Raw genomic sequence first — 24,884 nt, forward strand, 5'->3', positions numbered from 1 at the left:
CACATCCAGCAACGCCCCGACCTCATCGACGGCTGTCTTGCCGGCACCGGACTCACCCTCACCCGCCACCCGACAACAATCCGACGAGCTCAGTAGGTCGCTCGCGTGGCCCACTGCGCTCGTGACCAGCGTAAACGCCTGAGTAATGGGGAGGGAACCTTGATCTACTGCGGAATCGACTGGGCGGAACGATCCCACGACGTCGCCCTGGTCGACGACACCGGGACGCTGGTGGCCAAGCGTCACATCACTGATGACGCCGCCGGCTACCAGCTCCTACTGGAGTTACTCGCCGAGCACGGCGACACCGAGGAGGCCCCTATCCCCGTGGCGATCGAGACCTCGCGCGGACTGCTGGTCGCGGTGTTGCGGACCGGGAAGCGAAAGGTGTTCGCGATGAACCCGATGGCGGCAGCACGCTACCGAGACCGGCACAGCGTCTCGCGCAAGAAGTCCGATTCCGGCGACGCCCTCGTCCTGGCGAACATCCTGCGCACCGACATGCACGCCCACCGGCCGCTGCCCAACGACTCCGACCTCGGTCGCGCCATTGCCGTCCTTGCCCGCGCTCAGCAGGACGCTCTCTGGAACCGCCAGCAGATCGCCAACCAGCTCCGTTCCCTGCTGCGTGAGTACTATCCGGCTGCCCTGGAGGCCTTCGCCACCTGGACGAACGGCCTGTGTCGCCCTGAGGCTCGCGAACTCCTCAAGGCCGCACCGACGCCTACCCGGGCCGCGCGGCTGACCCGCACCCAGCTCCAGGCCGCTCTCAAGCGCGCCGGCCGTAAGCGCGGCATCACGGCGGAGGCGGACCGGCTGCGTGACGTCTTCCGCGCCGACTGGGCTCACCAGCCGCCTCTGGTTGAGGACGCACTCGGCAAGCAGATGCTCGCCCTTCTCATTCAGTTGGAAGCTGCCTGCACCGCCGCCGACGACCTCGCAAAGGCGGTAGAAGAAGCATTCCCTCAGCACCCGGACGCCGAGATCCTGCTGAGCTTCCCTGGGCTCGGCATCCAGCTCGCCGCCCGGATCCTGGCTGAGATCGGGGACGACCGCACCCGCTTCGCCGACGCCCGCGGTCTCAAGGCATATGCAGGCTCCTCGCCCATCACCAGGGCTTCAGGCAAGAAGTCGGCCATCACGCGGCGGTGGGTGAAGAACGATCGGCTCAACCACGCCGGCTACCTCCGGGCCTTCTCCGCCCTCCGGCACTCACCCGGAGCCGACGCCCACTACCGGCGCCGACGCGAGCGCGGCGACTGGCATGCGGCCGCACAGCGCCACCTCTTCAACCGCATGATCGGCCAGCTCTACCACTGCCTCCAGCATCGCAAGTCGTTCGACGAACACACCGCGTTCCCCGCCTTGCTGGCCGAAGCGGCTTGATGTGATCACCGGTCTTCGAGCCGATCGGCGCCTTGCACGCGCCAGGCTGCACTGACTTCAGCAAGCACATGGCGAGCGGCCTCGCGCCCGTCGGGGCGCATAGCCGGCACCCTCGGGCCGGCCAAATCCCGGCCGGTGAGCGAACGAGCCGGGACGGCAGCCCAGTCCGCTCGGCGCACAACCGCGACATGACCTTCTACACGAGCTCGTTCGTCCTGCCAGTCTTCGGGCGGTGCCATCAGGACCTGCAGGGCTGTTTCGTCGTGCCATTCCAGCCCCAGGACCTGTCGGCCGATCTCATGCTCGATGAGTGATCGGCTCTCGCCAGTCTCCAGATGCAGCAGCAGTAGCTCGCCCTCGAAGAAGTAGCCGCCGTCGTATCTGCCGGTCCCCACTGCGAGCAGCGGGAAGGCGGGATGGAAAGCCATCGCATGCACCGGGAACCGTGAGTGAACGATGAAGCGGCAGCCCAGATCAGACGTGTCATAGACCGCTACTGGGGCCGGGATGTTGTCCCCACCCCTGCCTGCCACGGCCACAAGACCGCCCCGCTGGTCCCGCACGGCCAGAGCGGGTTCACCAATCTCGGAGAAGGGGCTGTCGTTGGATGCGGGCATGCTGGCGATCTTCGCAGGCATGGCGGGAGTCAGGGAAGCACGTTGCTGCTGACAGCTCGGACGTTCTGGCAGTACGCCCGATTCGCCCACACAATTATCGAACGCGACAGCCATGCCGCTTGACGGCGTAGCAACGTGAGGTGTCTGGCACGAACAGATCATCGACATGGTCAGCGTCCTGACCGGCTGCGACCGGGCACTCGCCGAACTCGCCCGCCGCGCCCTCGCCGACGCCGAACGCCTGCCCAAGCTCCGCGAGTGGTTCCACGCCAAAGCGACCGCCCGCGGCTACGACCCCGCCATGCTCAACGGAGTGTGGGAGACCATCGAGGCCTTCGGCGCGTACGGCTTCTGCAGAGCGCACGCCGTCGCCTTCGCCGTCCCCGCCCTTCAGTCGGCATGGCTCAAGGCCCACCACCCGGCCGCCCTGTACGCAGGCCTCCTCGAGCACGACCCCGGCATGTGGCCGATGTTGTTTCCGCACTTGCTGTGTCCCGCGCTGGTCGTGTCTCGTTCTGGCGAGATCACGCTGCGGGCTGTGTCCCGGCGATTCAGCCGACCATGTCGCTCTCGATCGGGAAGAACTCGGTCGGTTTCCGGAACATGTGTCCCTTTGCGTCCCTGTGGTCCCGTGTCACCGAACTTGAGGGTGTGCCATCGAAACCTTGATGGCCGCGAGTTCGTGACACGGCGTGTCCGCCCCCTGCAGCCACCTGGGACAGCTTTGGGAAACGGTTGGCTCACTCAGGGCGGAGGCCGTACTCGGCCAGCCATTCGAGCAGTTCTTGGCGGGAAGTCTGCACGAGGCGTCCTCCGGTGAAGCGAGCGTCGTCGGTCACCTCCGCAAGCACCAGGCCCTGCAAGTGGGCGTCGAAAACGTCAACTCCCAGGGGAGGAACGCTGAGACGGGCCTTGGACAACACCCGGGCCGGCAGGGAGGCGAGCAGGTCGTACTCAGCCCGCGACAAGTACGTATTGGTGATCAAGCCCTGAGTGGCACCGGGCAGAGATGCCGGAACCTTCTGGGTGAGCTTCATCTCGCAGCGACCATCCGAGAAATCTGCCCGTCGCAATCTCAGACGGGTTCCCACCAGATAGCGGTCAGTGATCAGGCGGGAGACGGTCACCGTCGACAGCGACGGCGCCCTGGCTAGCAGGAACCGCCTCTCCCGCTCCACGTGTGCGTACTTGCCCGGATGAACCGACTGGCCTTCAACGCCACCTGCTTTGCTCACCACGAGGACAGCATCTCAACATTCAGTGGCACCGGCATTAGGCCCGTGCCAGGGAGAGCGCTCCGACTATCTCGTCGACCTTCGTCTTGGCGTCGCCGAAGAGCATCTGGGAGTTGTCCCGGAAGAAGAGCGGGTTCTGCACGCCGGCGTAGCCGGTGGCCATTGAGCGCTTGAAGACGACGACGTCCTTCGCCTCCCAGACCCGGAGCACCGGCATGCCGGCGATCGGGCTGCCGGGGTCTTCGGCCGCGGCCGGGTTGACGGTGTCGTTGGCGCCGATGACCAGGACGACGTCGGTCTGGGCCAGGTCGTCGTTGATCTCGTCCATCTCCAGCACGATGTCGTAGGGGACCTTCGCCTCGGCCAGCAGCACGTTCATGTGCCCGGGGAGCCGCCCGGCGACGGGGTGGACCCCGAAGCGGACGTCGGCACCGCGTTCGCGCAGGAGGCGGGTGAGCTCGGCGACCGGGTATTGCGCCTGGGCGACAGCCATGCCGTAGCCCGGCGTGATGACGACGCTCGACGCAGAGGCCAGCAGCTCGGCGGTCTCCTCGGTTGAGATCTCGCGGTGCTCACCGTGCTCGGTGTCGTCGGAGGTCTTGGCCTCGATGCCGAAGCCGCCGGTGATGACCGAGGTGAAGGACCGGTTCATCGCCTTGCACATGATGTAGGACAGGTACGCGCCCGAGGAGCCGACCAGCGCCCCGGTGACGATCAGCAGGTCGTTGTTGAGCAGGAAGCCCGAGGCTGCCGCGGCCCAGCCGGAGTAGCTGTTGAGCATCGAGACCACGACCGGCATGTCGCCGCCGCCGATGGAGGCGACCAGGTGCCAGCCCAGCGCCAGGGCGACCAGCGTGATCAGGGCGAGGACGATCGTGCCCGTGCTGTCGGTCCTGTCGTGGGAGACGACGATGTAGACCACGGTCAGCACGGCGAAGGCGACGAGTGCGCCGACGTTGATGAGGTTCTTGCCCGGCAGCATGAGCGGGGCGCTCTTGATCTTCGCCGAGAGCTTGAGGTTGGCCACGATCGAGCCGGTGAAGGTGACCGCGCCGATGAAGATGCCGATGGCGATCTCGGCGTTGTGGATGTTCCACAGGGAGATCGGCGACTCGACCGGGTGGCCGGACAGCAGGCCTTCGCGGTGGCCGACCCAGCCGATCAGTACGGCGGCCAGACCGACGAAGGAGTGCAGCAGGGCGATCAGCTCGGGCATGCCGGTCATCTGGACGATCCGGGCACGCCACAGGCCGATCGCACCACCGACCACGACGGCGACGAACATCAGGACGATGCCCGGCGTGCTGTCGCTGCCGGCCTGGTCGTGGCCGTTCTTGATGACGTAGACGATCGTGGCGACCAGGGCGACGCCCATGCCGGCGACGCCGTAGGTCCAGCCCTGCCTGGCGCTCTCGTGCCTGGACAGTCCGGCGAGGCTGAGGATGAAGAGCAGCGCGGCGATGACGTACGCCGCGGTGGCTATGTCGGAGACGCTCATGTCGTCAGTTCCCTCTGCTGAACATGGCGAGCATGCGGCGTGTCACCGCGAAGCCGCCGAAGATGTTGATGGAGGCGAGCAGAACGGCGACGGCGCCGAGCAACTGCATGAGGTGGTCGGGGTACCACACCTTCAGCAGCGCACCCACGACGACGACGCCGGAAATGGCGTTGGTGACGCTCATCAGCGGCGTGTGCAGCGCGTGGTGCACCTTGCCGATCACGTAGTAGCCGATGACGATCGCGAGCATCAGCACGGTGAAGTGCTGCGGTAGCGGGGCCGGGGCGAAGGCGACGATCAGGCCGAAGGCGAGGATGCCGGCCAGACTCAGGCCGAGCTTGGTGCCGGCGCTCATGGGCGCCTTCTCCTCCTTGGCGGGTATGTCGGCAGCCGGCCCCGTGTTGCCGACAGCGGGCGCCGCCGAGACCTGCGCGGGCGGCGGTGGCCACAGCTTCTCGCCGTCCTTGACCACGGTGATGCCGCGCTGTACGACGTCGTCGAGGTCGAGTACGAACTTCCCGTCCTTGCCCGGGGTGAGCAGCTTCATCAGGTTGACCAGGTTGGTCCCGTAAAGCTGCGAAGCCTGGGTGGGCAGGCGGCCGGGGAGGTCGGTGTAACCGAGGATGATCACGCCGTTGTCGGTGACAACCCGCTGCCCGGGGACACTGCCCTCGACGTTGCCACCCATACCGGCGGCCATGTCGACGATCACCGAGCCCGGCTTCATGCTCGCCACGTCGGCGGCCGTGATCAGCCTCGGCGCCGGACGCCCCGGGATCAGCGCGGTGGTGATGACGATGTCGACGTCCGCGGCCTGGTCGGAGTAGAGCTTCGCGGCGGCCTCGTTGTAGAGGTCCGAAGTGGCCTTCGCGTAGCCGTCGGACGACTGTTGCGTCTCCTCCTGGACCACTACCGGGAGGTACTCGCCGCCCAGCGACTTCACCTGATCGGCCACCTCCGGGCGCGGGTCGGTGGCGCGCACGATCGCACCCAGCGACGAGGCCGCACCGATCGCGGCCAGGCCGGCCACACCCGCGCCCGCGACGAGCACCTTCGCCGGCGGTACCTTGCCTGCGGCGGTCACCTGGCCGGTGAAGAAGCGGCCGAACTCGTGGGCCGCCTCGACCACCGCGCGGTAGCCGGTGATGTTGGCCATGGAGGAGAGCACGTCGAGCGACTGGGCGCGGCTGATGCGCGGCACCGCGTCCATCGCCAGCACCGTGATCGGCCGCGCCGCGAGTGCGTCGACCAGCTCGGGGTTGAGGGCCGGCGCGAGTGTGGAGACCAGTGCGGCGCCGTCCTTCGGCTTGCCCGCCTCGTCCATCGACGGGCCGTTGACCCGGAAGACGATGTCGGCGCCCCACGCCTCCTCGCCCGTGCCGATCCGCGCTCCGGCCTCCATGTACGACTCATCGGCGAAGGCGGAGAGTGCTCCGGCCCCCGACTCGATCACTACGTCGTACCCGAGTCCTGTGAGCTGTTTGACGGTGGCCGGTGTCGCGGCGACGCGCGTTTCCCCTGCGGGCTCGCAAAGGACTCCAATGCGCATGGGGGTACTCCAATTTCGTTTCGGATGCGCCTCGGGGCCGAGCGCGGTGTGGCAATCGGCTCGGAGGCGCTGTCGGGATTCCGCACAGGAGGCCCGCTGTGAGACCTGCGTGTTACTGAGCAGTCGGCGTTGCCGGGGCCTTCGTGAAGTGCCGGACGAGGTAGTCGTTCATGGTGTGGTGGAAGCTCGCCGCGAGGTGGGACTGCGGGGCGAACATGTCGAAGGCGTGGTAGGCGCCGGGGTAGAGGTGCAGCTCGACGGGGACGCCGTGGGCGCGCAGGCGCGCGGCGTAGTCGAGGTTCTCGTCGCGGAAGAGGTCGAGTTCACCGACGCCGATGAAGGTCGGGGGCAGGCCGGCGAGGTCGGTCGCCCGGGAGGCGGCGGAGTAGGACGTGACGTCCTCGGTGCCGACGCGGTCCCCGAGGATCGCCTGCCAGGCCAAGAGGTTGGTCGAGCGGTCCCAGATGCCGATGTCGGTGATCTCGCGGCTGGAGTCGGTGGTGTTGCGGTCGTCGAGCATGGGGTACATCAGCAGCTGGAACAGGGGGGTCGCCGCGCCGCGGTCACGGATCAGAAGGGCGGTGGCGGCGGCGATGCCTCCGCCTCCGCTCTGGCCGGCCAGGCCGATCCGGGTGGGGTCGAGGCCGAGATCGGTGGCGTTGTCGCTGATCCACCGGTAGGCCGTGTATCCGTCCTCGGCGGCGCCGGGCGCGGGGGTTTCCGGGGCCAGCCGGTAGTCGACGCTGACAATGGCGCAGCCGAGTGCCGCGGACAGCGGCTTGAGCCAGGGTGTGTCCTGCGCGGCGAAGCCGAGCACCTGCCCACCGCCGTGGAACCACACGAGGACCGGCAGCGGTCCGGGCGCGTTCTCCGGACGCAGCAGGACGATGGGGACGTCGGGGCCTTCGGCGCGCGGCACCTGGATCTCGCGGGCGGTGACGGTGGGCTCGTCGGGGATGGTGGCGGCGATGGATTCGGCGAGCGCGCGGACGGCCTGGCGGGTGGCGGGGATGTCGGTCAGGTCGAAGACGCCGTTCGGGCCGATCGGCATGGCCTGGAGTGCTGCGGCCAGTTCGCTGTCGATCGCGGGACGGGAGCGGGGCATGGTTCTTCCTTCCTGGGTGGGGTCTGCGTCAGGGGCACGGGAGGGTGGTCAGGCCGTCGGTGCGGCGAGGTGGTCGCCGCACTCCAGGTCTTCGAGCAGGCCGGGGTGGCTGGGGACCAGCCACCCCGGGCCTGGATGGGGCGGGATGGAGATGGGGCGGGTTCAGGGTGTGGTGGTGGCCGGGGCGTCGAAGTAGTGGCCCTGGCCGAGGTCGTCGATGAGGCCGGGCTGGACGGGCTTCCAGCCGAGGAGGTCCTGGGTCAGCGTGCTCGAGGACGGGTTGTCGGCCTGGGCGTGGGCGCTCAGGAAGCCGAAGTGGGCCTCGGCCTCGGTCGGCGGGATGCTGACCACGGGCAGGTTCAGCCCGCGACCGATGCCCTCGGCGATCTGGCGGAAGGTGATCCCCTCGTCGTCGACGGCGTGCAGCCGTGACCCCGCCGGCGCGGATTCCAGCGCCAGCCGGTACAGGCGTGCCGCATCCAGCGTGTGCACGGCGGGCCAGCGGTTGGCCCCGTCGCCGACGTAGGCGGAGACGCCCTTCGACCGGGCGATGGAGATGAAGGTCGGGATGAAGCCGTTGTGGTCGAGCGTGCTGTGCACGGTCGGAGTGAGCCGGACGACGGACGAGCGGACGCCGCGTTCGGCGAGTGCGACCACCGCGTTCTCGGCGTCGATCCGCGGCCCCGCCTCGAGCGCGTAGGCCTCGGTGAGGGCGTCCTGCAGTCCCGCGAAGGCGAACAGCACTGTTCCCGACGTGGTCACCAGAGGCTTGCCAGTGCCGGCGAGCGCGTCCCCGAGCGCCTCGATGGCGCGCACATCCGCAGCGACCGCACCGTCGAAGTCGCCGGCGAACATGGCGTCGTGCTTGAAGGCCAGGTGGACGACGCCGTCGGCCGCGGCGGCGGCCACGGCGAGCCCCTCGAGATCGTCGAGGTCGCCTCGGTGCACCTGGGCACCGGCAGCCGTCAACGCGGCGGCGGACTTGTCCGAACGGGCCAGGCCGACGACCTGGTGCCCGGCTTCGAGGAGTTCGGGGACGACGGCGGAGCCGATGTGTCCGGAGGCTCCGGTGACGAATACGCGCATGGTGCGTGCCTTCCTGCTGCGGGTTCCCCACCGGGGGCGGAGAGCCCTGATGTCAGTTCGTGACATCACCGTAGCACCGATGTCAGACCCTGTCATCACTCTGATGTCAGCTTCTGTCATCGCGGTGTAGGATCGGAGCATGAGCCGATGGAAACCCGACGCACGAGGCCGCCTGGAGAAGGCGGCGCTGGAGCTCTACAACCACAAGGGCTTCGACGCCACCACCGTCGCGGAGATCGCCGCCCGCGCCGGCGTCACCGAACGGACCTTCTACCGGCACTTCGCCGACAAACGGGAAGTCCTCTTCCTCGCCAACCCCCTCGCCGACATCCTCGCGAACGCCACGGCCACCGCCCCCGCCTCGCTCCCGCCGCTCGAGGTGATCACCCACGCCCTGACCGAAGCCGCTCCCGTCTTCGAAGAACGCGGGGACCTGGCACGGCAACGCCAGGCCGTCATCGCCGCCAACCCCGAACTCCAGGAACGCGAACTGGCCAAACTCGCCGCACTCGCCTCCACGCTCGCCCACGCGCTGCGCGATCGCGGTCTGGAGACCACCACCGCAGCGCTCGCGGCCGAAATCGGGATCGCCGCGTTCAAGGTCGCCTTCGAACGCTGGGTCAACGACCCCGACCGACACCCCCTCGCCCAGCGCATTCGGGAAACCCTGGATGCCGCCAGGCACCTCACCGCGCCCCCGAGCATGTCGCCGCGACCGACGACTTGAGCTTCACAGGCCAGGAGGGAGTGGCATGAATGCGGTGGGCACCCTGAGCAAGGGGCGGTGGCTTTGTTCACCGCCTGCGGCAGGACCCTGCCCGTCGGCTGATCCGAGGTGGGCGTCACGGCAACGTGGCGCCCACTCTCTCTGGTAGCTCGACGCAGAGTCGGCAACACACTTCAACCGTCCGCAGAACCGGTGCGCGCCGCGGTACTGGATGTTGCGGGCGCCGACCGCGCGCCAGGGCCTCGCGCAGCCAAAGGGCCGGGCCGCAGCCGGGCCGCGGTCGCGGAGCGCCGAGCGCAACGAGCTGGGCGGCGCTCCACTCGTGGCCCTGCTCCAGGCGGCGGATTTTCTGAGCCGCCCGGTCGTGGAGGACCGAGCCGTCGGGCAGCATGGTCAAGCGCCGCGGGCGTGTCTTGCCCAGGTAGTCCATCCCTTTGGCCTGGTAGATCGTCCCGTAGTGGCCGGGAAAGATCAGCTCGGGGCCGTGGGCGGTGAGGCGTGTCCTGGGCTCGGGGTCGCTGTGCGCGACGATTCCGCGAACGCCTCGGACGTGCCGCCAGCCGGAAGGTGCGGGCCTGCATCCACGTCTCCGCGTTGGCCGGTACCTCGTCGAGCAGCACTAGTGGCCGTCAGTTGCAGGTGCCAATGACGGTGGTCCTGGCCCGGGGGACGGTGGTCAGCTTGGCGGGCGGAGACAGCTCGGGGGACGACTGCGGGCTGCGCAGGTGCGCGATCTCTTCGTGCTGGGCAACGAGGCGGGACAGCGCGAGCTTCTTGAACGCGGTCAGCTCTTCGATGGTCTCGTCCCTGTCGGCGAGACGGTCCTTCAGCTCGGAGTTCTGGGCCTTCAGGCGCTCGATCTGGGCGTCTCTGGGGTCTGGCGCCTCCCCAGCCTCCCGGAGGGCCGCCAGACGGCGTACGAACTCGTCGCCGAGGTGCTGGTAGGGCCCTTCGCGAACGCTGCCGTCGCGGTCCTTCTTCGAGTAGAAGCCGGTGCGGGTCACTCCCGCCTCTGCTGCGAGGGTCTTGAGGTCGCACCGGCCGCCGGGTGGGAGTTCGCCGCGAAGGAGCCGGTCCATGGCGGCCCGGATCGCTTCCTCGTTTCGAGTCCGCTCGGTGTCACTGATCCTGCCCATGCACTCCTCCAGTGGCGGCGGCCAGGGCAGCGTCGATGGCGACAACAACGTGCTCGGCCCGCTCGGCCTCGGCCGTGAGTCGCGATTTCTCGGCCTTCCGGGACCGGCCGATCTTGCCGATGAAGACCCTGCTGCTGGCTGCGGCCGACGCCCAGACCGGCCGGTGACAGGGGTGGTGGGTGGCCTGCGGGCATCGGGCGGAGTCACACATCCCGGCCAGAGGACGGCTGCGGTCTTTGGTCTGGCCGAGCTTGAGGCAGAGGGCCTTGTCCGGGTCGATGAACCAGCAGTAGTTCGCGATGCCCAGGTGCAGGGTGCCGGCTCGCTGGGACAGCAGGTTGATCACTTCCTGGTCGCTGTGCTTGATCTGCGGGGCGGTGGTGTCCTGGAGGAGTTCGTTCTCGACAGACCTGAAGAAGCTCACGAGGTCACGGGCGCCCGGGCCGGCTGGCTGGCGGCCTGCCTGGAAGTCGCGGAAGGCCTGCAGGGTCAGGGTGAGGTTGCGGTTGTGTTCTGACTCGCCGACCTCGGCCAGGAACTTGGCCTGTGCTCCTCCAGGCCGGTTCGCATAGCCCTCGGTGGTGACCACGGAAAGGTGCTTGAGCTGGATCTTTGCGGCCAGAAGCCCGTCGGGGCGGTGGGCGATCTCGACGGCCAGGGTGCGTCGCAGGATTCGCAGGTTGAGCGGGTCATGCGGAATCGGAGCGAGGCCGAGACGGGCCCCTTCTTCGCCGTTGACCCACTCCCGGAACCGTTCGTAGCGGCCATGGAAGACGAGGGTCTGTGGAAACAGGTGGGACGCATCGGGACCGGCGAGTTGCCGGGACGTCCGCGGCGAACAGCGGCAGAGTCCAGGGTCCTGCCCGTCGCCGTCCGCGCGGTCGATGACACCGGCGTGACGCCCCCAGAACGGGGCCATCCCGACCTTGGCGAGGGTCTGCTCGAGCAGGGGGAGGATGGGCTCCCAGCGTCCGCCGGGTTCCACCCAGTGACGGCGGGGATCCGATCCGCCCGTTCGGCTCTCCCTGACCAGGGCCTTGAGGCTGACGTGGAACAGCGGGTGGGCCGGGTCCCATCCCTTCGTGATCTTGTAGTCCAAGGTGTCTGCAGCCGTCTGGACCAGGGGTTCACCGGTCCTCGCGTGCTGCTGCAGCGTCTCGACCAGGCTGCTTCCCGCTCGGCCAGCGGCATCGCCGGAACCTTGGGGCTGGCCCGGTGCCGGTCGACGTCCCGCTGGAGGGTGATCAGGTGCGGGGCCACTTTCTGGACCAGGAACAAGGCGGCAGCCAGCAGCGGCTGCTGGAGCTCGGCCCGGGCCGGCTGGGTCTTGTTCTCTGTGTTGCCTTCGGTCCGGACCACCGTCGTCGCGCGGGGACGAAAGCCGTCCTGATAGCGGTCGACGCTGAACAGCTCGCCGTAGTAGGCCAGTTCGCGTGGGATGAGCTCGGCCATCATGCGGGTGTCGTCACTCGCGTCCCGCAGGACACTCCCGTCCCGGTCGTAGATCGTTGAGCGGTGCTGCAGGAACCGGTCGCAGTGTCCCTGGGTCACCTCGCTCAGGGAGGTCACACCCTGCTTGGTGAGCCAGTTCATCCAGCTGGTCAGCCACTCCAGCCGCTGCTGGCAGGTGGGCAAGGTCTTGGGCAGGCGATAGGCGTCCGGAAGGACACAGACCTGCTCGTGTTCCGGCGCCATCAGCGCCAACAGGTACTCCTTCGCGACCGTCCACCACCGCGGGTTTCGGATCTTGGTGAAGTCCAGGATCCGCCGGGACGGGCTGAAGAACCGGGGAATCCCGTCGACCACCGTCAGGTCCCAGACATTCTGCTCGAAGACCGGGCTGTGACAGCCGAGCCGGACGGGAAGACGGATCACTTCGCAGACGGCCGCGCTGGCGAACACCGACCCGCCAGGCCGAGCGACCTTCTCGGCTCGTTCAGCGAGAACGGTCACTGGGTCAACTCCTCTGGACGGAGCGGGAGTTCGCTGTCGGTGTCGGCGACCTGGCCCGCGGCATCCTGTAGTGCCGCCGCGGTGAAGTACTGGGACTGCGGGCTGAGGAGGTCGTCCAGACGCTGGGCATAGGGACCGAAGATCGCCATGAAGGCCGCGGCGGGCGTCTGCTGCCACTGCCGGGCGAAAAGCGCCCTCAGCCGCATGAGGTTGGGCAGGTGACGTGGGGCGAACAGGGGTAAGGGGCAGAGCAGACAGACCCATGGCCTCGCCGGGCAAGGCTTGCCTCTGGGCCCGTGCAGCCCCGACAGCTGATCGCCGCAAGCGGCGGCGAACACGTCGCGCTCGCCGCCGATCAGCTCGGCCAGGGCCGCGTCCTCAAGGCCGAGCCGGGCGGCCTCGGCCGGGAACCCTTCGAGGAAGGACGCCAGGTCGTCATCGTCTTTGATCACCAGCGGGTTCTGGCTCCGGCGGATCAGGTCGCTCTGTGCGGACTCGATGATCGCCTCGGTGGCCGCCTTCTGCTTCGGTGTCTGGTGGGCCACGTAGTGGGAGCCCTCGACCGCCGGGGTGTGGTTCGGGTCGATCGTCGCGCGGGAGGTGCTCTGCCAGACGCGCCGGTCCTTCGACGCCTCGAAGGTGGTGCGGATGCGCGGGCCGTGGACCAGGAACGGCTTGCCTTCGGCGTCGACCAGGCCGTTGCGTTCGTACCAGTTCGACTCGTCGGGCTTCGGGAACCGGCCCGCCGACCACTTGTAGGTGCCGGTCGGGTTGAACCGCAGCCAGAGGCGGCCCTTGAGGTCGGCGGGGGCGAACTGCCGCAGCACCGAGGAATGTTCGAGCCACCGTTCCAGCAGGCGAACCGCCGAACGGGAGAGCGTCAGGCTCTCCTTGGCAGTGCGGCCCTTGATGTAGTCGACCAGGGCTGTCTTGTCTCCGGCCCAGTCGATGTCACCGAGTCCCAGGCCGGCGATGCCGTCGGCGACGATGCCCGTGCGGGTGCCGAACAGGATGCGGTAGGCGAAGACAATGCCCGGCCCAGGGAAGAGCGCGGCCACCGCCTCGTTGCCGTCGCCGGGATAGACCTTCGTGAGCTGGCGGACCGCGGCGAACTGGCCGCGGACCCGCCGCGGCAGGGTGCCCTCCGGTCCGCGGTGCCGCAGCATCCACTGGACGTTCTCCCGGCTCCAGCCCCCGACCGTGACGTCCTGGCCCCGCTCGGCCTCCTGTAGGGCGGCCTTGAACGCCGTGTAGGCCCTGTCCGTGATCCCCTCGCAGACCGAGATCAGGTTCGCCCATTCCCGTTCGCTGTAGGGCACCAGGGGGCGGCGATCCTCCACGGGGCGGGCATGGAAGTTGCGGCCGTCCACGAACCGGCGGACGTCCGCCGGGAACACGCCCTCCAGGTCGTCCAGCCGCCGCAGCAGGAGGCGGATGGGCGACTCGTGGCGCCTCTGCTTCAAGGCCAGCAGCGCCCGGGCCAGCACCGGCCGGGACAGGTCCGCGGCAGTCCCGGCGAAACCGTGCTCGTCCAGGTCCCTCAGGAAGAACCGGATGCTGACCAGGTAGCCCCGCACCGAGTCGGGCGAGTCCAGATCGCCGTGCGGCTTCACGAGGTCGGCCAGGGCCCGCATCAACTGCCCGGCCAGTTGGGGCAGCCGGTCCTCGTTCAAGAAGCACTCGGCGCGTCGGCCGTCCATGAACACGCAGGACACCCCGAGCGGTTCATCGATCACACGGCCCGGCATCAGACCAGCATCCCGGCGTCCTCGTCTTCGAACTCGGTGTCCGCCTCCCGCTGTGCCGCCTCATGGTCCAACAGGCCCCAACGGCGGCCGGCGTCCTCGTAGATCTCCCGGAAGATCCGCATCATGTCCAGGCGCCGGAGGTACTTTTCCGTGGTCAGAGACGAGGAGTGCCCGAGCAAATCGCGCAGGACCAGCAGCGGCTCCGTCGTGGTCAGGTAGTGGGCCAGGGCATCATCCGCGTCTCCGCCCGCCGCCGACAGCCGTGCTGCCTGCTCGTAGTAGCCGGCCACCAGCCGTTCCATGGTGGCCATGGCCATCGTGTGGCGACAACGGTGCGGATGAACGTGCGGGAACCGCGGCTCGTAGCGCTCGGCGATCCGGCGGCTGGTCCGCTCGAACACGCTCGACCAGGCGGTAAACGGGCCGCCATCCGACCGCACGGCCAGCAGCATGGATCCGCCGTCCGGCGCCACCAGCCATCGCCGCTGGGCCGGCTTCAGCGAACTCCACTTGATCCACTTGCCGTTGACCCGGCCGCCCTGACCGTCCGTCTCGGTCACGAACAGCGGCTCGCCCCACCGCCTCGGCGGCCGCCATGCAGATCCCTCGCAGGCCAGCATCCGCTCCAGAGAGATGTAGGCGTGAACGCGGGCCAGCGAGGTGTAGCTCACCCACGTCACGCGGAACTTGCTGCCCTTGGTGATCGACTCCGGGACAGGGAACGGGATCGGCATCAGCCTGGGAGCCACCGGCAGCGGGGGGACTTCGCAGGCCAGCAGGTAGGTGAACTCCTGGAGGCGAGTTCCTGAGGACAGCACCATGTCGACCACTGAGGAGTTGCGGGCCAGGTTCCGCCCGCGGAACCGCTTCGGGCTGTCGTCCTCGCTGCCGTCCGGCCGCAGCCCGGCCAGGGCGTTCACGAGCATGGAGGCGAAGTCGTCCTCCAGGTACTTGATGGTGACGTGGGCATGCGGGACTCGCCGCCTCGCCTGGTTCACCATGATCTGGCGGACGGTCTCCGCGTAGACCACCGCCGCCTGCTGATAGGTGAAGGGCACGGACGTGGCGTACGACTCGTCGACCGCCCACCGGTAGAACTTGCCCAGCACGCTCATGTGCTGGTTCCAGGTCACCGCTCCCAGTCGCTGCTTGAGATCTCCACTGGCGCGGTCCACCGCATACGTGCTGAGCAGGGCCTTCAGCCGGTCTCGGGTGTCGAAGATCTCCACCCCATGCAGCTGGGCGGATACGAACCAGTCCCGCAGGATCCGCGCGTACGTACCCCATGACGAGGGCGCCGGGCAGTTCTCCGTCGGCCGCAGGCGAAGCCACTCGTTCGCGGCCGCGGTCGCCCGCAGCCCGTTCTCATCCTCGAAGAGCAGGTCGTCATCGACGAGGAAGGCCATCCCTTCGGGGATCACCGGCTTCGTCGGCAGTCCCCAGGACTCCCAGCCTTCACTTGAGTAGAACGCGACCTCCATGCCCACCGACCGTACGGACGGGACACAGCGCGGACTACCCGACAAGTGCGTTCGAAGGGTCGCTCGATCCGTCTTACGAGACACGACAGATAAGCGTGAACAACCCAAGCGCATCATCGTCGCCGACGCCCGCCGCCACGGCGTGCCCGTCCTCGGCGTCGACATCAATCGCTCCCACCCCCACCACTCCGTCGAACGCCTCGACGACGGCACCTTCGGAGTGCGCCTGGCCCTGAGCGCACCGAGCTGCACCGGCACGCCCGCATCTCGGGGCACAGGAGCCCGCCGGGCACCGGCCGCCCGGTCCACACGTCGAGGTGGGAAGCGTTCACCACTTCGCCGTACGAGAGGGCCAGCACGTCGGCGTCGGTCATCGGGCGCAGGCGGACCCGGCCGGTGTCGAGGCGCGGCTCGATCCGGGCGCCGCGCAGCGTCAGGTCGAGCCGGCGGACGGCGTGCGGCGGCGCGTCGCGCAGGGCGCTCGCCCGGCCCTCGGGGGGACGCAGTGGTCCGCCGCCCGACTCCAGCGCGGTCCGCAGCTTCCCGCGCCAGTCCGTGCAGTCGCTGCGCGGCCCGTAGAGCCATCGCCAGATGGCGCGCCCCCTGCCCGACGAGCCACCGGAAGTCCTCGGGCTCGACCATCTGCGCGCCGTTCCCGTCGGTGCTCTGCAACGGCTGGTTGATGACGAGGGAGTAGTCGCCGACGGAACGGGCTCCGGTGTCCGGCCCCGCCAGGCCGTGAGCTGCGAGGCGGACGCGGACGGTGCGGGCGGTCTCGCCCGGGGGCGGGGCCCAGGGGTGGTCGGGCGCCACGACCAGGTCCGGTTCGTCCGGGCTGCCCGCGAAGCGTCGGAGCGCCGGCCAAGGGCAGCAACAACCGGACCAGGGCCCGCATCAAAGTCACCCGCGCTCACGCGCAGGTGGCCGACGCACGGCACGACTTCCACCACCAGCTCTCCACCCGGCTGATCCGCGAGAACCAAGCGGTCGCAGTGGAGGCGCTGGCGGTGAAGGGACTCGCCCGTACGCGCCTGGCCAAGTCCGTGCACGACGCCGGATGGTCCGCGTTCGTCGCGATGCTGGAATACAAGGCTGCGAAGTTCGGGCGTTGCTTGCACCGCATCCAACGCTTCGAGCCGACCTCCCAGGTCTGCTCCGTGTGCGGCGTCAAGGACGGCCCAAGCCCCGGCACGTCCGCACCTGGCAGTGCCAGGCATGCGGGGCCGTCCTCGATCTGGACATCAACGCGGCGGTCAACGTCGCCAAGGCCGCCGGACTGGCGGTGACAGCCTGTGGAGCGCTGATAAGACCGGTACCCCTACCGGCCCAGCGCGGTGAAGCAGGAACCCACCCGAAGCCGCGCCCGGCAACGGCGCGACAGGCGGGAATCGCCCTCCTTCAGGCGGGCGAGGATGTCAATCCACGCCCACGAAGGCGGTGTACGGCATCACCGTCCGCCCCGACGGTCCCACCCTCGCAACCTTGGTACCGGCACTCACCTGAAGCGGGCCATGCCGGGAACGTCCGGAGGACGGGCAGCGCGTACTCAAACAGGAAGGCCGACACTGCAGGGGCGATACTGGTGGCGATCCCGGCCGCCGGGACGGAAGCGGAATCATGGTGATGCAACCAGCTTCCTTCGATGAAGTGACCAGCGGGGCCGCGCGGGATGCCGGCGGCTGGCTGGGAGCGCTGCCCATCGCGGTCCTGGCCACGGACGCGTCCGGGGTGATCGTGCGCTGGGACGGCACCGCTGAGGAGATGCTGGGTTATGCCTCGCGGGAGGTTCTGGGCCGCCATATCGCTGACCTGCTGCATCCCGGTGGGGATCGGAGTCTGGGCCGCTCGCTGTGGGACAGGGCGGTCACCGGCCGCGGCGTGACGGGGACCGTGACTGTCTGGCACCGCGCCGGTCATCCCTTGGAGCTGGAGCTCTGGGCCACCCCGGTCCCGGCCCGGACCCGGGGTGGCACCACCGTGCTGGTGTTTGCCGCTGATGCCCAGACCGCTCGCACTATCCGCGGTTCCTCCTCGGTCTGGGACGGGCTGTTCGCCCGCTCGCCGGTCGGCATCGCGATCCTGGACACCCAGCTGCGTTTCCTGCGAGTCAACCCCGCCCTGGAAGCCATGAACGGCCTCTCCCAGGCCGCCCACACCGGGCGCCGCCTGGTGGAACTGCTGCCGGGCGTGAACGCGGCCGAGATGGAAGCCCGCATGCGCCAGGTCCTGGACAGCGGACAGCCGGTCCTGGACTCACGCCGCATCGGCCGCACCCCGGCCGACCCCGACCATGACCACGTGTGGTCCTGCTCCTACGTGCGCCTGGAGGACCCCGACGGCCGGCCCATCGGCCTGACCGCCACCCTGATCGACATCACCGACCAGCAGCAGGCGCAGCTGGAAGCCGAAGCCGGCCGACGCCGCCTGGCCCTGGTCAATGCGGCCACCTCCAAGATCGGTACCAGCCTCGACCTGGAGCGCACCGCGCAGGAACTCGCCGACGTCGCCGTTCCCGACCTCGCCGACGCCGTGACCGTCGACGTCCTGGACAGCCTCGCCGCCGGCGGCGACCTCGGTCCCGGACTCGTCGGCGGTACAGCCCTGCGGCGCCTGGGCAAAGCCCCGCTGACCGGCTCGACCGTCACCGACCTCCTGGCCCCGCTCGGCCGCACCCTCTCCTTCCCCGCCGCCGCCCCATACACGCAGTCCCTCGCAGAGCGCCGCCCCTTCGTCATCGCCCGCCTCGACGCGAAGGCCATCGCCCCCGCCGCCCGCCACACCACTGCCCCCGCGCAGCTGCTGAAGCTCGGCGTGCACTCGTTCATGATGCTGCCGCTCCAGGCCCGCGGCATGGTGCTGGGCCTGGCCACCTGCTACCGCACCAGGCCCCTGGGTCCCTTCACCGACGACGATGTCGCTCTCGCCTGCGAACTTGCCTCTCGTACCGCGGTGTGCGTGGACAACGCCAGGCTCTACCACCGCGAACACGACACCGCTCTCATCCTCCAGCGCGGCATGCTGCCCCAGCACATCGCCCCGCCACCCGGCATCGAAGTCGCGCACCGCTATCTACCCGCCAGCGATGTCAACGAAGTCGGCGGCGACTGGTACGACGTCATCCCACTCGACAACGGCAAGGCAGCACTCGTCATCGGCGACGTCATGGGACACGGCACCCAGGCCGCAGCCGTGATGGGCCGTCTGTCAGCCAGCGTGAGGGCCCTCGCCCGCCTCAACCTCGACCCGCCAGACCTCCTCCACCATCTCGAGGCCGCCCTGCAGGATCTTCCCGAGCCGATGCTCGCCACCTTCCTCTACGCCGTCGTCGACCCTGCGACCGGACGGTGCTGCATCGCCCGCGCCGGGCACCCCCCGCCCGCCGCCGTCGCACCCGACGGCACCGCACGACTCCTCGAGGTGCCCGCCGCCACCCCACTGGGCGTCGGCGACACCCGCTACACCACCACCGACACCACCCTCGAACCCGGCAGCCTCCTGTTGCTCTACACCGACGGCCTCGTCGAAGCCCGCGGCACCGACATCGACGACCGCCTCGCCGAACTCACCCACCTCCTCAGCCAGCCCCCACCCTCCCTCGACCGGCTGTGCGACACCCTGCTCACCCACCTGGTTCCGGCCTCTGCCGACGACGACATCGCCCTCCTCGTCGCGCGTGTCCGCAAGACAACGGCGTGACCCGGCCAGCCTCAGTTCGCATGAGTCGAGTGGCTTTGTAACCGAGGAACCGCGAAGCCTGACCGCGCGAGCCGTGGATGGAGCGGGCATTCAGCCGTCGAAGACCGCTCTGCATCGGAGACGGTGTCATGGACCCGCAGAACCTTCACCCGGGACGGTGGCGCCGCTAGCCGCAGACGGCACACCTAGTCGGCGATGACCTTGCGGTTGCCGTCGGTGTTGAGCCGGTGGCGGACGTTGTTGCCGTTGGAGGCGTCCAAGGGCGCGCTGCCCGTATAGCTGGCGAAGTGGTGCTCGGTGGGGAAGCGGCTGATGTCGCCGACGTGGCCGATGACCTGGCGGCCAGCACAGTGCCCAGGCCCGGCAGGGTCGTCAGCGTGGTGCCTGTAGCGGCGAGGGCGTCGCGCATCTCGGCTTCGTTGTCCTTGACCTGGCGGTCCAGGCGGCGCAGGTCGGCCAGCAGGTCGCGGGCGATGTCCCGGCGGCATGCGTCCGTGGCGGTCATGAGGCGGATGCTCTTCATGGCGGCAGCGGCCTTGTCGGCGGACAGCCCGGAGGGGGCGCCGCCGGGCAGCAGGTCACGCAGGACGGCGTGGAGCCGGTTCAGGACGCGGGTGCGCTCGTGGACCAGGTCGTCGTGCCGCTCGGTCAGCAGCCGCAGGATCGTGGTCTGGTCCTCGGGCACGACGATCCGCAAGTCGTCGCGGAAGAGGACGACTTGGGCCACGTGGAGGGCGTCGGCGGCGTCGGTCTTGCGGTCGCCGCCGGTGGCCAGCAGTCGGGCCCGGGCCGACAGCGTGGAGGGCACGTCCACCACGTTCTCGCCCGAGGCGGCCAGCTGCTGGGCGAGCGTGCGGCCCAGGCCGCGGGCGCCTTCGATGGCGAAGCGGCGTTCGGGCCACTGCTCGCACCAGCGCATCAGCTGGCGGAAGGTGCCGGCGTTGACGACGAACCGGCGCTGGCCGCACTGGTGGCCCGCGGGGTCGATGGCGACAGCGGTGTAGGAGGACTTGTGGGGGGGCGATACCGATCAGGATCACGGGCTGCCCGCCTTGCACTCGATGCGACAGGGAAGGGAGTGCGGTGGGCACCCTGACTTGAAGCCCAGTCACGTCCATGCCTGTGTCGAGCCACAACGCGCGGGTGCCGGTCGGCGGCGGCACGCTATCAGTGAGCCAGTCCGAGGGCGGCAACCCCGGCTCATTGAGGAGTTTCCACCCTGAATTCGCAGGTAGGAGGCCCTGGTTTGAGGCCGGGCAGGTGTGAGCCTGCTGGCTGATGGCCTTGATCACCCAGGTTGATCATCCGCCTTGGTGCAGTACCACGACGGACACCCGCAGAGGGACGCTCGCTGGGGTGCGCAGTCGACGGGGGCTGTCCGGGGCTTCGCCGCGGACAGCCCCCGCGTGGTGCGAGGGCGTGCTCACTCAGTGGCAGCTGGTGGTGCCGCTGTCGCTGTAGGTCTTGCCCGCCTCGGGCACGAACTGCCAGTCGTAGCTGTTGGCGTGCAGGGTGAACTTGAGCACGCCATAGGTGTCGCTATTGCGGGCTTCGCTATTGGGCTGGATGGTGCCGAAGCTGTAGTGGCTGGCACCGCCCATGCCGGCGACGAAGTGCCGGATGCCGCGGGCGGTGTCGAGCTGACCGCTCGGGTTCATGGGAGCGAACCGTTCGTACTGGTGGTTGTGACCGGCGACGATCAGCTCGGCGTTGTTGTCGTAGAGCGCCTGGACGAGCGGCCCGGTCGAGGTGTCGGGCGCATGGTTGGCGCCCGAGGTGAACCGCGGCTTGTGCCAGTAGGCAAAGGTGCACGCCTTGGTGCTGGCTGCCAGGTCAGAACGCAGCCACTGCTCCTGCGCCGAGCCGACAGACATGCTGACCTCGGAGTTCAGCGAGACCACGTGCCAGTTGCCGAGGTCGTAGGAGTAGTAGCCCCGCCCGGAGGGACCGGCGTTGGCCCCGAAGTAGCCGTAGTAGCCGGTGGCACCGGGGGTGTTGTAGTCGTGGTTGCCCGGCGCGGGCTTGGTGCGCGCCTTGTGCCGACCCCATGTCGGGTCGTAGTAGGTGTTGAACTCCGTGGTCGTGCCGCTGTCGTAGACGTTGTCGCCCGCGGTGAACACCGTGCCGGGGATGCCGTCCAGCAGGTTGGCGGTCGCGGTGTCGCCCGAGCCGGAGTTGGAGATGTCACCGGCGCCGACCAGCACCGGATCGCCCGAGGGCGGCGGGGTGGTGGGCGGCGGGGTGGTGCCAGTGGTGATCACCAGCTGCGGGGCGTCGGCGCCGCTCTCCCGCGAGTCGTAGTAGGCGCCGTCGGCGCTGGCGGAGGTCGCTCCCATGCTGAAGGTGCCGTTGCCGGTCACCAGCGAGGTCACGTCGATCTCGTACCAGGTGTCCTTGGTGACCGAGCCAAGGCTGCCCAGGGTGGCGCCGTCGATGGCGGGCTTGTTGTTCCAGGTGGTGCCGGTCTCCGACCAGGTGGTGCTGGTCATCGACTTGAATGTGCCGCCGTTGTTGCTGCCGCCGTTGCCGCTGATCGTGCGGATTCGCAGCTTGGCGTTGGTCACCGGCTCGGTGAGGCCGCTGACGGTGAACTTCAGGAACGACTGGCGCACCGGCGAGTTGTCGACCACGAACTGGGTCGAGGTGCCGTAGTTGGTGGACGGGGTGCTGTCCTGCACGTAGGTATCGGCGACCGGGGTGAAGGTGTTCGAGGCTGCGGTGGCCACGGGGGCGGTGGTGAGCAAGGCGGCGATGGCGGCGGCCGTCAGCGCGACTGCTCCTCCCGCCATCGCTGATCTCCGGAAGCGGCGGAGGCCCATCAGGTGATCCCTTCCTGTGTGAAGGCTGTGGAGGGCGGTCGGGAACCTACCGGAGCCCACCGGAGGCGTCGCCACACGGTTGGATGAACGTTGTGCGTGCTGTGAGTGAGGTCTTTTCGCATCCGCTCACGTGTTCTGACGACCCGTGAGTACGCCACGGCCTGTTCATCGACTGCATGCTTTTCCGCTGACTGCCGTCTGTGGTCAACGCGCTGCGGTCACCGGACGATGGGCCGTCGTCATCGCGATCGAGTGCCGCTGCAGACGAACGCCCCCTGGGCGTCCGCCGGCGCAGCGGCGGCCCCCACCCGCTCGCCCAGTGCAAGCCGCAGGAGGTGCGCAACCGCGTGTACCTGTCGACAATCGGCTGGTCCAAGGGGGCCGTCGGCTCAGATGGATCGGGCAGGCGCCGGCTGCCCGCGCTCAGCGTCAACGTCTTCGCCCTCGGCGCGGTCAGCCTGGTCACCGACATCTCCGCCGAGATGGTCACCGCGGTCCTTCCCCTCTACCTGATACTCGGCCTCCAGCTGAGCCCGATGGCCTACGGAGTGATCGACGGGACCTACACCGGCGCCACGGCGCTGCTGCGGATCGTCGGTGGTTACGTCGCCGACCGGACACGCAGCCGCAAGGCGGTGGCAGGCATGGGTTACGCGCTGTCGGCCGTGGCCAAGCTCGGCTTGCTCGCGGCAGGCCGCTCGGCCGCCGCGGTCGGGCTGGTGATCGCGGTCGACCGGACCGGAAAGGGGCTGCGCACGGCACCTCGGGACGCACTGATCACGCTGTCGACGCCACCGGAAACCCTGGGCCGGGCCTTCGGTGTGCACCGGGCGATGGACAGCCTCGGCGCCTTCCTCGGCCCGCTGCTGGCCTTGGCGGTGCTCGCCGCCGCCGGCCAGTCCTTCGACGCGGTCTTCGTCACCAGCTTCTGCGTTGCTGTCCTCGGGGTCGTGCTGCTCGTGCTGTTCGTCCGCGACCGGCGCGACCTGCAGCCCGCAGCCGGGACCCTCTCACCGCGCGGCGTGGTATCGCTGCTGCGGTCCGCGCCGGTCCGCAACCTCGTCCTCGCCGCCTGCCTGCTCGGACTGGCCACCGTCGGCGACGGCTTCGTCTACCTGCTCCTGCAGCGGCGCGAAGAGCTGAGCACAGGCTGGTTTCCGCTGCTCGCGGTCGGCACCAACCTCGGCTACCTGCTGCTCGCCGCTCCCCTCGGAGCCCTGGCCGACCGGGTCGGCAGGCTGCCGGTGATGCTGGGCGGCTACACCGCGCTGATCGCCGTCTATCTGTTGCTGTTCGGGCCACTGGGCGGGTGGCCGCTGATCGTCCTGACGCTCGGCCTCTACGGCGTCTTCTACGCCGCCACCGACGGCGTACTCATGGCGCTGGCAGGCCCGCTGCTGCCCGAGCAGCTGCGCACCACCGGCATCGCCGTCGTGCAGACCGGCCAGGCACTGGCCTACCTCGTCTCCTCGGTCCTGTTCGGGATGGCCTGGCAGGCGTGGGGTCCGGTCACTGCCAGCCGGATGGCCGCCGCAGCCGTCGTGGTGGCGATCACCGCCACCGCCGTGCTGCTTGCTCGCCGACCGACTGCCGTCACTCAGGAGGTATCCCGGTGAGGACCCTGACCCAGCGGACCCGGATCGCCATCGTCGTGGCCGCCACCGCGGTGCTCGCCGCCGTCGCCATCGGCTACATCCGGCTGGCCGCCGACCGGACCACCACCGCCGGCCACACCGCTGATCCGGTCACCGCCACCGCGGACCGCGCGACGCTCACTCCCGGCCCACGACTGCTGGTGGTCAGCGACCGCCATCTCGCCACCGTCTCCCGGGACCACCCACGCGGCCCGCGGACCATCGCCCCGCTGGAGTGCGTCCGCGCCTACGCCGCGGCAGGCACCGGCGTCTGCGTCCGTCCCGACTCCCCGTGGTCCTACCATGTCGTCGTCCTCGACCAGGAGCTTCACGAGAAGCGGACGATCCCGGTCCCCGGACTGCCCAACCGAGCCCGAGTCTCGGCCAGCGGCCGGATGGTGGCGTGGACCACCTTCGTCGGCGGCGACTCCTACACCAGCGGCGGCTTCTCCACCCGTACCGGCATCCTCGACACCCGCACCGGCGCGCTCGCCGGCACACTGGAGAAGTACGCGGTGACCAAGGACGACCGGCCCTACCAGGCCGCCGACCTGAACTTCTGGGGCGTCACCTTCACCGCCGACGACAACCGGTTCTACGCGACGATGTCCACGGGCGGCCACCGATACCTCGTCGAGGGCGACTTCGCCGCCAGAACCGTGCGCACGCTCAAGGAGAACGTCGAGTGCCCGTCGCTGTCACCCGACGGCACCCGCATCGCGTTCAAGGAGGCCATCGGCGCCGATCCCACCCGCGGCTGGCGGCTGTCCGTGCTCGAACTGTCCTCGATGCGGGTGACGCCGCTCGCCGAGACCCGCAGCATCGACGACCAGGCGGCCTGGCTCGACAACGCCACGCTCGCCTACACGGTGCGAGACGGCAGCGGCGACCCCGACGTCTGGTCCGTGCCGGCCGACGCTTCCGGCACACCTCGCCTGCTGATACCCGACTCCGAGTCCCCGGCTGCACTGGGCTGACCCAGGTCAGCCACATCCCCTACGGTCCGCTTGGACCATCACCGCTGTCCGAGCGGAGCGAGCGTTCAGGTCTGATCGTCCGCCAGGGTGCCGCGACCACAAAGGCCCCCGGCGGGTTGGCAGTCCGTGACGAACAACCCCGGCCCCGCCCAGGGCACAGAGCACGCTGCCAACCAGGCCCGCCTCCCGCTGTCCAGCCGGCCCCGAGGCCAGCTTCACGTAGCCGGGTGAATCCTC

General features: G+C 69.2%; 18 protein-coding genes and 3 pseudogenes. 8 read left to right on the plus strand and 13 right to left on the minus strand.

The annotated features are described in order from the left end of the window. Positions 1 to 159: 159 nt before the first annotated feature. Entirely contained in the window at positions 160 to 1,386 is a 1,227-nt protein-coding gene (locus ACFY0T_RS47880) for an IS110 family transposase (protein ID WP_388884963.1), read from the plus strand. A gap of 5 nt (positions 1,387 to 1,391) precedes the next feature. Here the strand turns inward: ACFY0T_RS47880 and ACFY0T_RS47885 are convergent, their stop codons facing one another. Then, positions 1,392 to 2,024, minus strand: coding sequence for a hypothetical protein (locus ACFY0T_RS47885; protein WP_388884965.1), 633 nt, complete (start codon positions 2,022 to 2,024; stop codon positions 1,392 to 1,394). 121 nt (positions 2,025 to 2,145) lie between these two features. Between ACFY0T_RS47885 and ACFY0T_RS47890 the strand changes: the two are divergent. Next, positions 2,146 to 2,472, plus strand: a pseudogene (locus ACFY0T_RS47890) (hypothetical protein); the annotation flags it as partial. Between the two features lie 271 nt (positions 2,473 to 2,743). Here the strand turns inward: ACFY0T_RS47890 and ACFY0T_RS47895 are convergent. From ACFY0T_RS47895 to ACFY0T_RS47915, 5 genes are all read right to left on the minus strand, one after another. After that, complete coding sequence (locus tag ACFY0T_RS47895) at positions 2,744 to 3,241, minus strand: hypothetical protein (protein WP_388884967.1); 498 nt, start codon at positions 3,239 to 3,241, stop codon at positions 2,744 to 2,746. A 34-nt stretch (positions 3,242 to 3,275) separates the two neighbouring features. Further along, positions 3,276 to 4,736, minus strand: a complete 1,461-nt coding sequence (gene pntB / locus ACFY0T_RS47900; protein ID WP_388884969.1) for a Re/Si-specific NAD(P)(+) transhydrogenase subunit beta — start codon at positions 4,734 to 4,736, stop codon at positions 3,276 to 3,278. A gap of 4 nt (positions 4,737 to 4,740) precedes the next feature. Next, positions 4,741 to 6,285, minus strand: coding sequence for a Re/Si-specific NAD(P)(+) transhydrogenase subunit alpha (locus ACFY0T_RS47905; protein ID WP_388884971.1), 1,545 nt, complete (start codon positions 6,283 to 6,285; stop codon positions 4,741 to 4,743). A gap of 112 nt (positions 6,286 to 6,397) precedes the next feature. Then, positions 6,398 to 7,390, minus strand: a complete 993-nt coding sequence (locus tag ACFY0T_RS47910; protein ID WP_388884973.1) for an alpha/beta hydrolase fold domain-containing protein — start codon at positions 7,388 to 7,390, stop codon at positions 6,398 to 6,400. A gap of 162 nt (positions 7,391 to 7,552) precedes the next feature. Next, positions 7,553 to 8,476 carry an SDR family oxidoreductase gene (locus tag ACFY0T_RS47915; RefSeq protein WP_388884975.1) on the minus strand — a complete coding sequence of 308 codons (924 nt, stop codon included), beginning with the start codon at positions 8,474 to 8,476 and terminating at the stop codon, positions 7,553 to 7,555. Positions 8,477 to 8,615: 139 nt separating this feature from the next. Here ACFY0T_RS47915 and ACFY0T_RS47920 point away from each other — a divergent pair, with 139 nt between their 5' ends. Then, complete coding sequence (locus tag ACFY0T_RS47920) at positions 8,616 to 9,203, plus strand: TetR family transcriptional regulator (protein WP_388884976.1); 588 nt, start codon at positions 8,616 to 8,618, stop codon at positions 9,201 to 9,203. 629 nt (positions 9,204 to 9,832) lie between these two features. On the opposite strand, the gene ACFY0T_RS47925 is transcribed toward ACFY0T_RS47920, so the two are convergent. Together ACFY0T_RS47925 and ACFY0T_RS47930 are read right to left on the minus strand one after the other, a co-directional pair. Next, a complete protein-coding gene (locus ACFY0T_RS47925; RefSeq protein WP_388884978.1) occupies positions 9,833 to 10,339 on the minus strand; it encodes a hypothetical protein in 507 nt (168 codons plus the stop codon). Continuing rightward, on the minus strand, positions 10,323 to 11,438 hold the full coding sequence (locus ACFY0T_RS47930) for a hypothetical protein (RefSeq protein ID WP_388884979.1): 1,116 nt from the start codon (positions 11,436 to 11,438) through the stop codon (positions 10,323 to 10,325). Before ACFY0T_RS47930 ends, ACFY0T_RS47925 begins: the two co-directional genes overlap by 17 nt. Positions 11,439 to 11,554: 116 nt before the next feature. Here ACFY0T_RS47930 and ACFY0T_RS47935 point away from each other — a divergent pair, with 116 nt between their 5' ends. Continuing rightward, positions 11,555 to 11,851, plus strand: coding sequence for a hypothetical protein (locus ACFY0T_RS47935; RefSeq protein WP_388884981.1), 297 nt, complete (start codon positions 11,555 to 11,557; stop codon positions 11,849 to 11,851). 437 nt (positions 11,852 to 12,288) lie between these two features. On the opposite strand, the gene ACFY0T_RS47940 is transcribed toward ACFY0T_RS47935, so the two are convergent. After that, positions 12,289 to 14,040: a hypothetical protein gene (locus tag ACFY0T_RS47940; RefSeq protein WP_388884983.1), complete on the minus strand. Its 1,752-nt coding sequence runs from the start codon at positions 14,038 to 14,040 to the stop codon at positions 12,289 to 12,291. Next, a complete protein-coding gene (locus ACFY0T_RS47945; protein ID WP_388884985.1) occupies positions 14,040 to 15,521 on the minus strand; it encodes a site-specific integrase in 1,482 nt (493 codons plus the stop codon). Before ACFY0T_RS47945 ends, ACFY0T_RS47940 begins: the two co-directional genes overlap by 1 nt. A gap of 860 nt (positions 15,522 to 16,381) precedes the next feature. Between ACFY0T_RS47945 and ACFY0T_RS47950 the strand changes: the two are divergent. Both ACFY0T_RS47950 and ACFY0T_RS47955 read left to right on the plus strand, forming a co-directional pair. Beyond that, positions 16,382 to 16,887, plus strand: a pseudogene (locus tag ACFY0T_RS47950) (RNA-guided endonuclease InsQ/TnpB family protein); the annotation flags it as partial. A gap of 251 nt (positions 16,888 to 17,138) precedes the next feature. Further along, complete coding sequence (locus ACFY0T_RS47955; RefSeq protein ID WP_388884987.1) at positions 17,139 to 19,217, plus strand: SpoIIE family protein phosphatase; 2,079 nt, start codon at positions 17,139 to 17,141, stop codon at positions 19,215 to 19,217. A gap of 185 nt (positions 19,218 to 19,402) precedes the next feature. Here ACFY0T_RS47955 and ACFY0T_RS47960 read toward each other — a convergent pair whose 3' ends face one another. From ACFY0T_RS47960 to ACFY0T_RS47970, 3 genes and pseudogenes are all read right to left on the minus strand, one after another. After that, a complete protein-coding gene (locus tag ACFY0T_RS47960; protein WP_388884989.1) occupies positions 19,403 to 19,705 on the minus strand; it encodes a transposase in 303 nt (100 codons plus the stop codon). Positions 19,706 to 19,845: 140 nt separating this feature from the next. Next, positions 19,846 to 20,205: pseudogene (locus tag ACFY0T_RS47965) on the minus strand (transposase); the annotation flags it as partial. Between the two features lie 439 nt (positions 20,206 to 20,644). Continuing rightward, positions 20,645 to 22,006: a DNRLRE domain-containing protein gene (locus ACFY0T_RS47970; RefSeq protein ID WP_388884991.1), complete on the minus strand. Its 1,362-nt coding sequence runs from the start codon at positions 22,004 to 22,006 to the stop codon at positions 20,645 to 20,647. 377 nt (positions 22,007 to 22,383) lie between these two features. Here ACFY0T_RS47970 and ACFY0T_RS47975 point away from each other — a divergent pair, with 377 nt between their 5' ends. After that, positions 22,384 to 23,652, plus strand: coding sequence for an MFS transporter (locus tag ACFY0T_RS47975; RefSeq protein WP_388884993.1), 1,269 nt, complete (start codon positions 22,384 to 22,386; stop codon positions 23,650 to 23,652). Beyond that, positions 23,649 to 24,647 carry a TolB family protein gene (locus ACFY0T_RS47980; protein ID WP_388884995.1) on the plus strand — a complete coding sequence of 333 codons (999 nt, stop codon included), beginning with the start codon at positions 23,649 to 23,651 and terminating at the stop codon, positions 24,645 to 24,647. Before ACFY0T_RS47975 ends, ACFY0T_RS47980 begins: the two co-directional genes overlap by 4 nt. The last annotated feature ends 237 nt before the right edge of the window (positions 24,648 to 24,884 follow it).

The organism is Streptomyces sp. NPDC001530, assembly GCF_042894545.1.
In the GTDB taxonomy this organism is placed as follows: domain Bacteria; phylum Actinomycetota; class Actinomycetes; order Streptomycetales; family Streptomycetaceae; genus Streptomyces.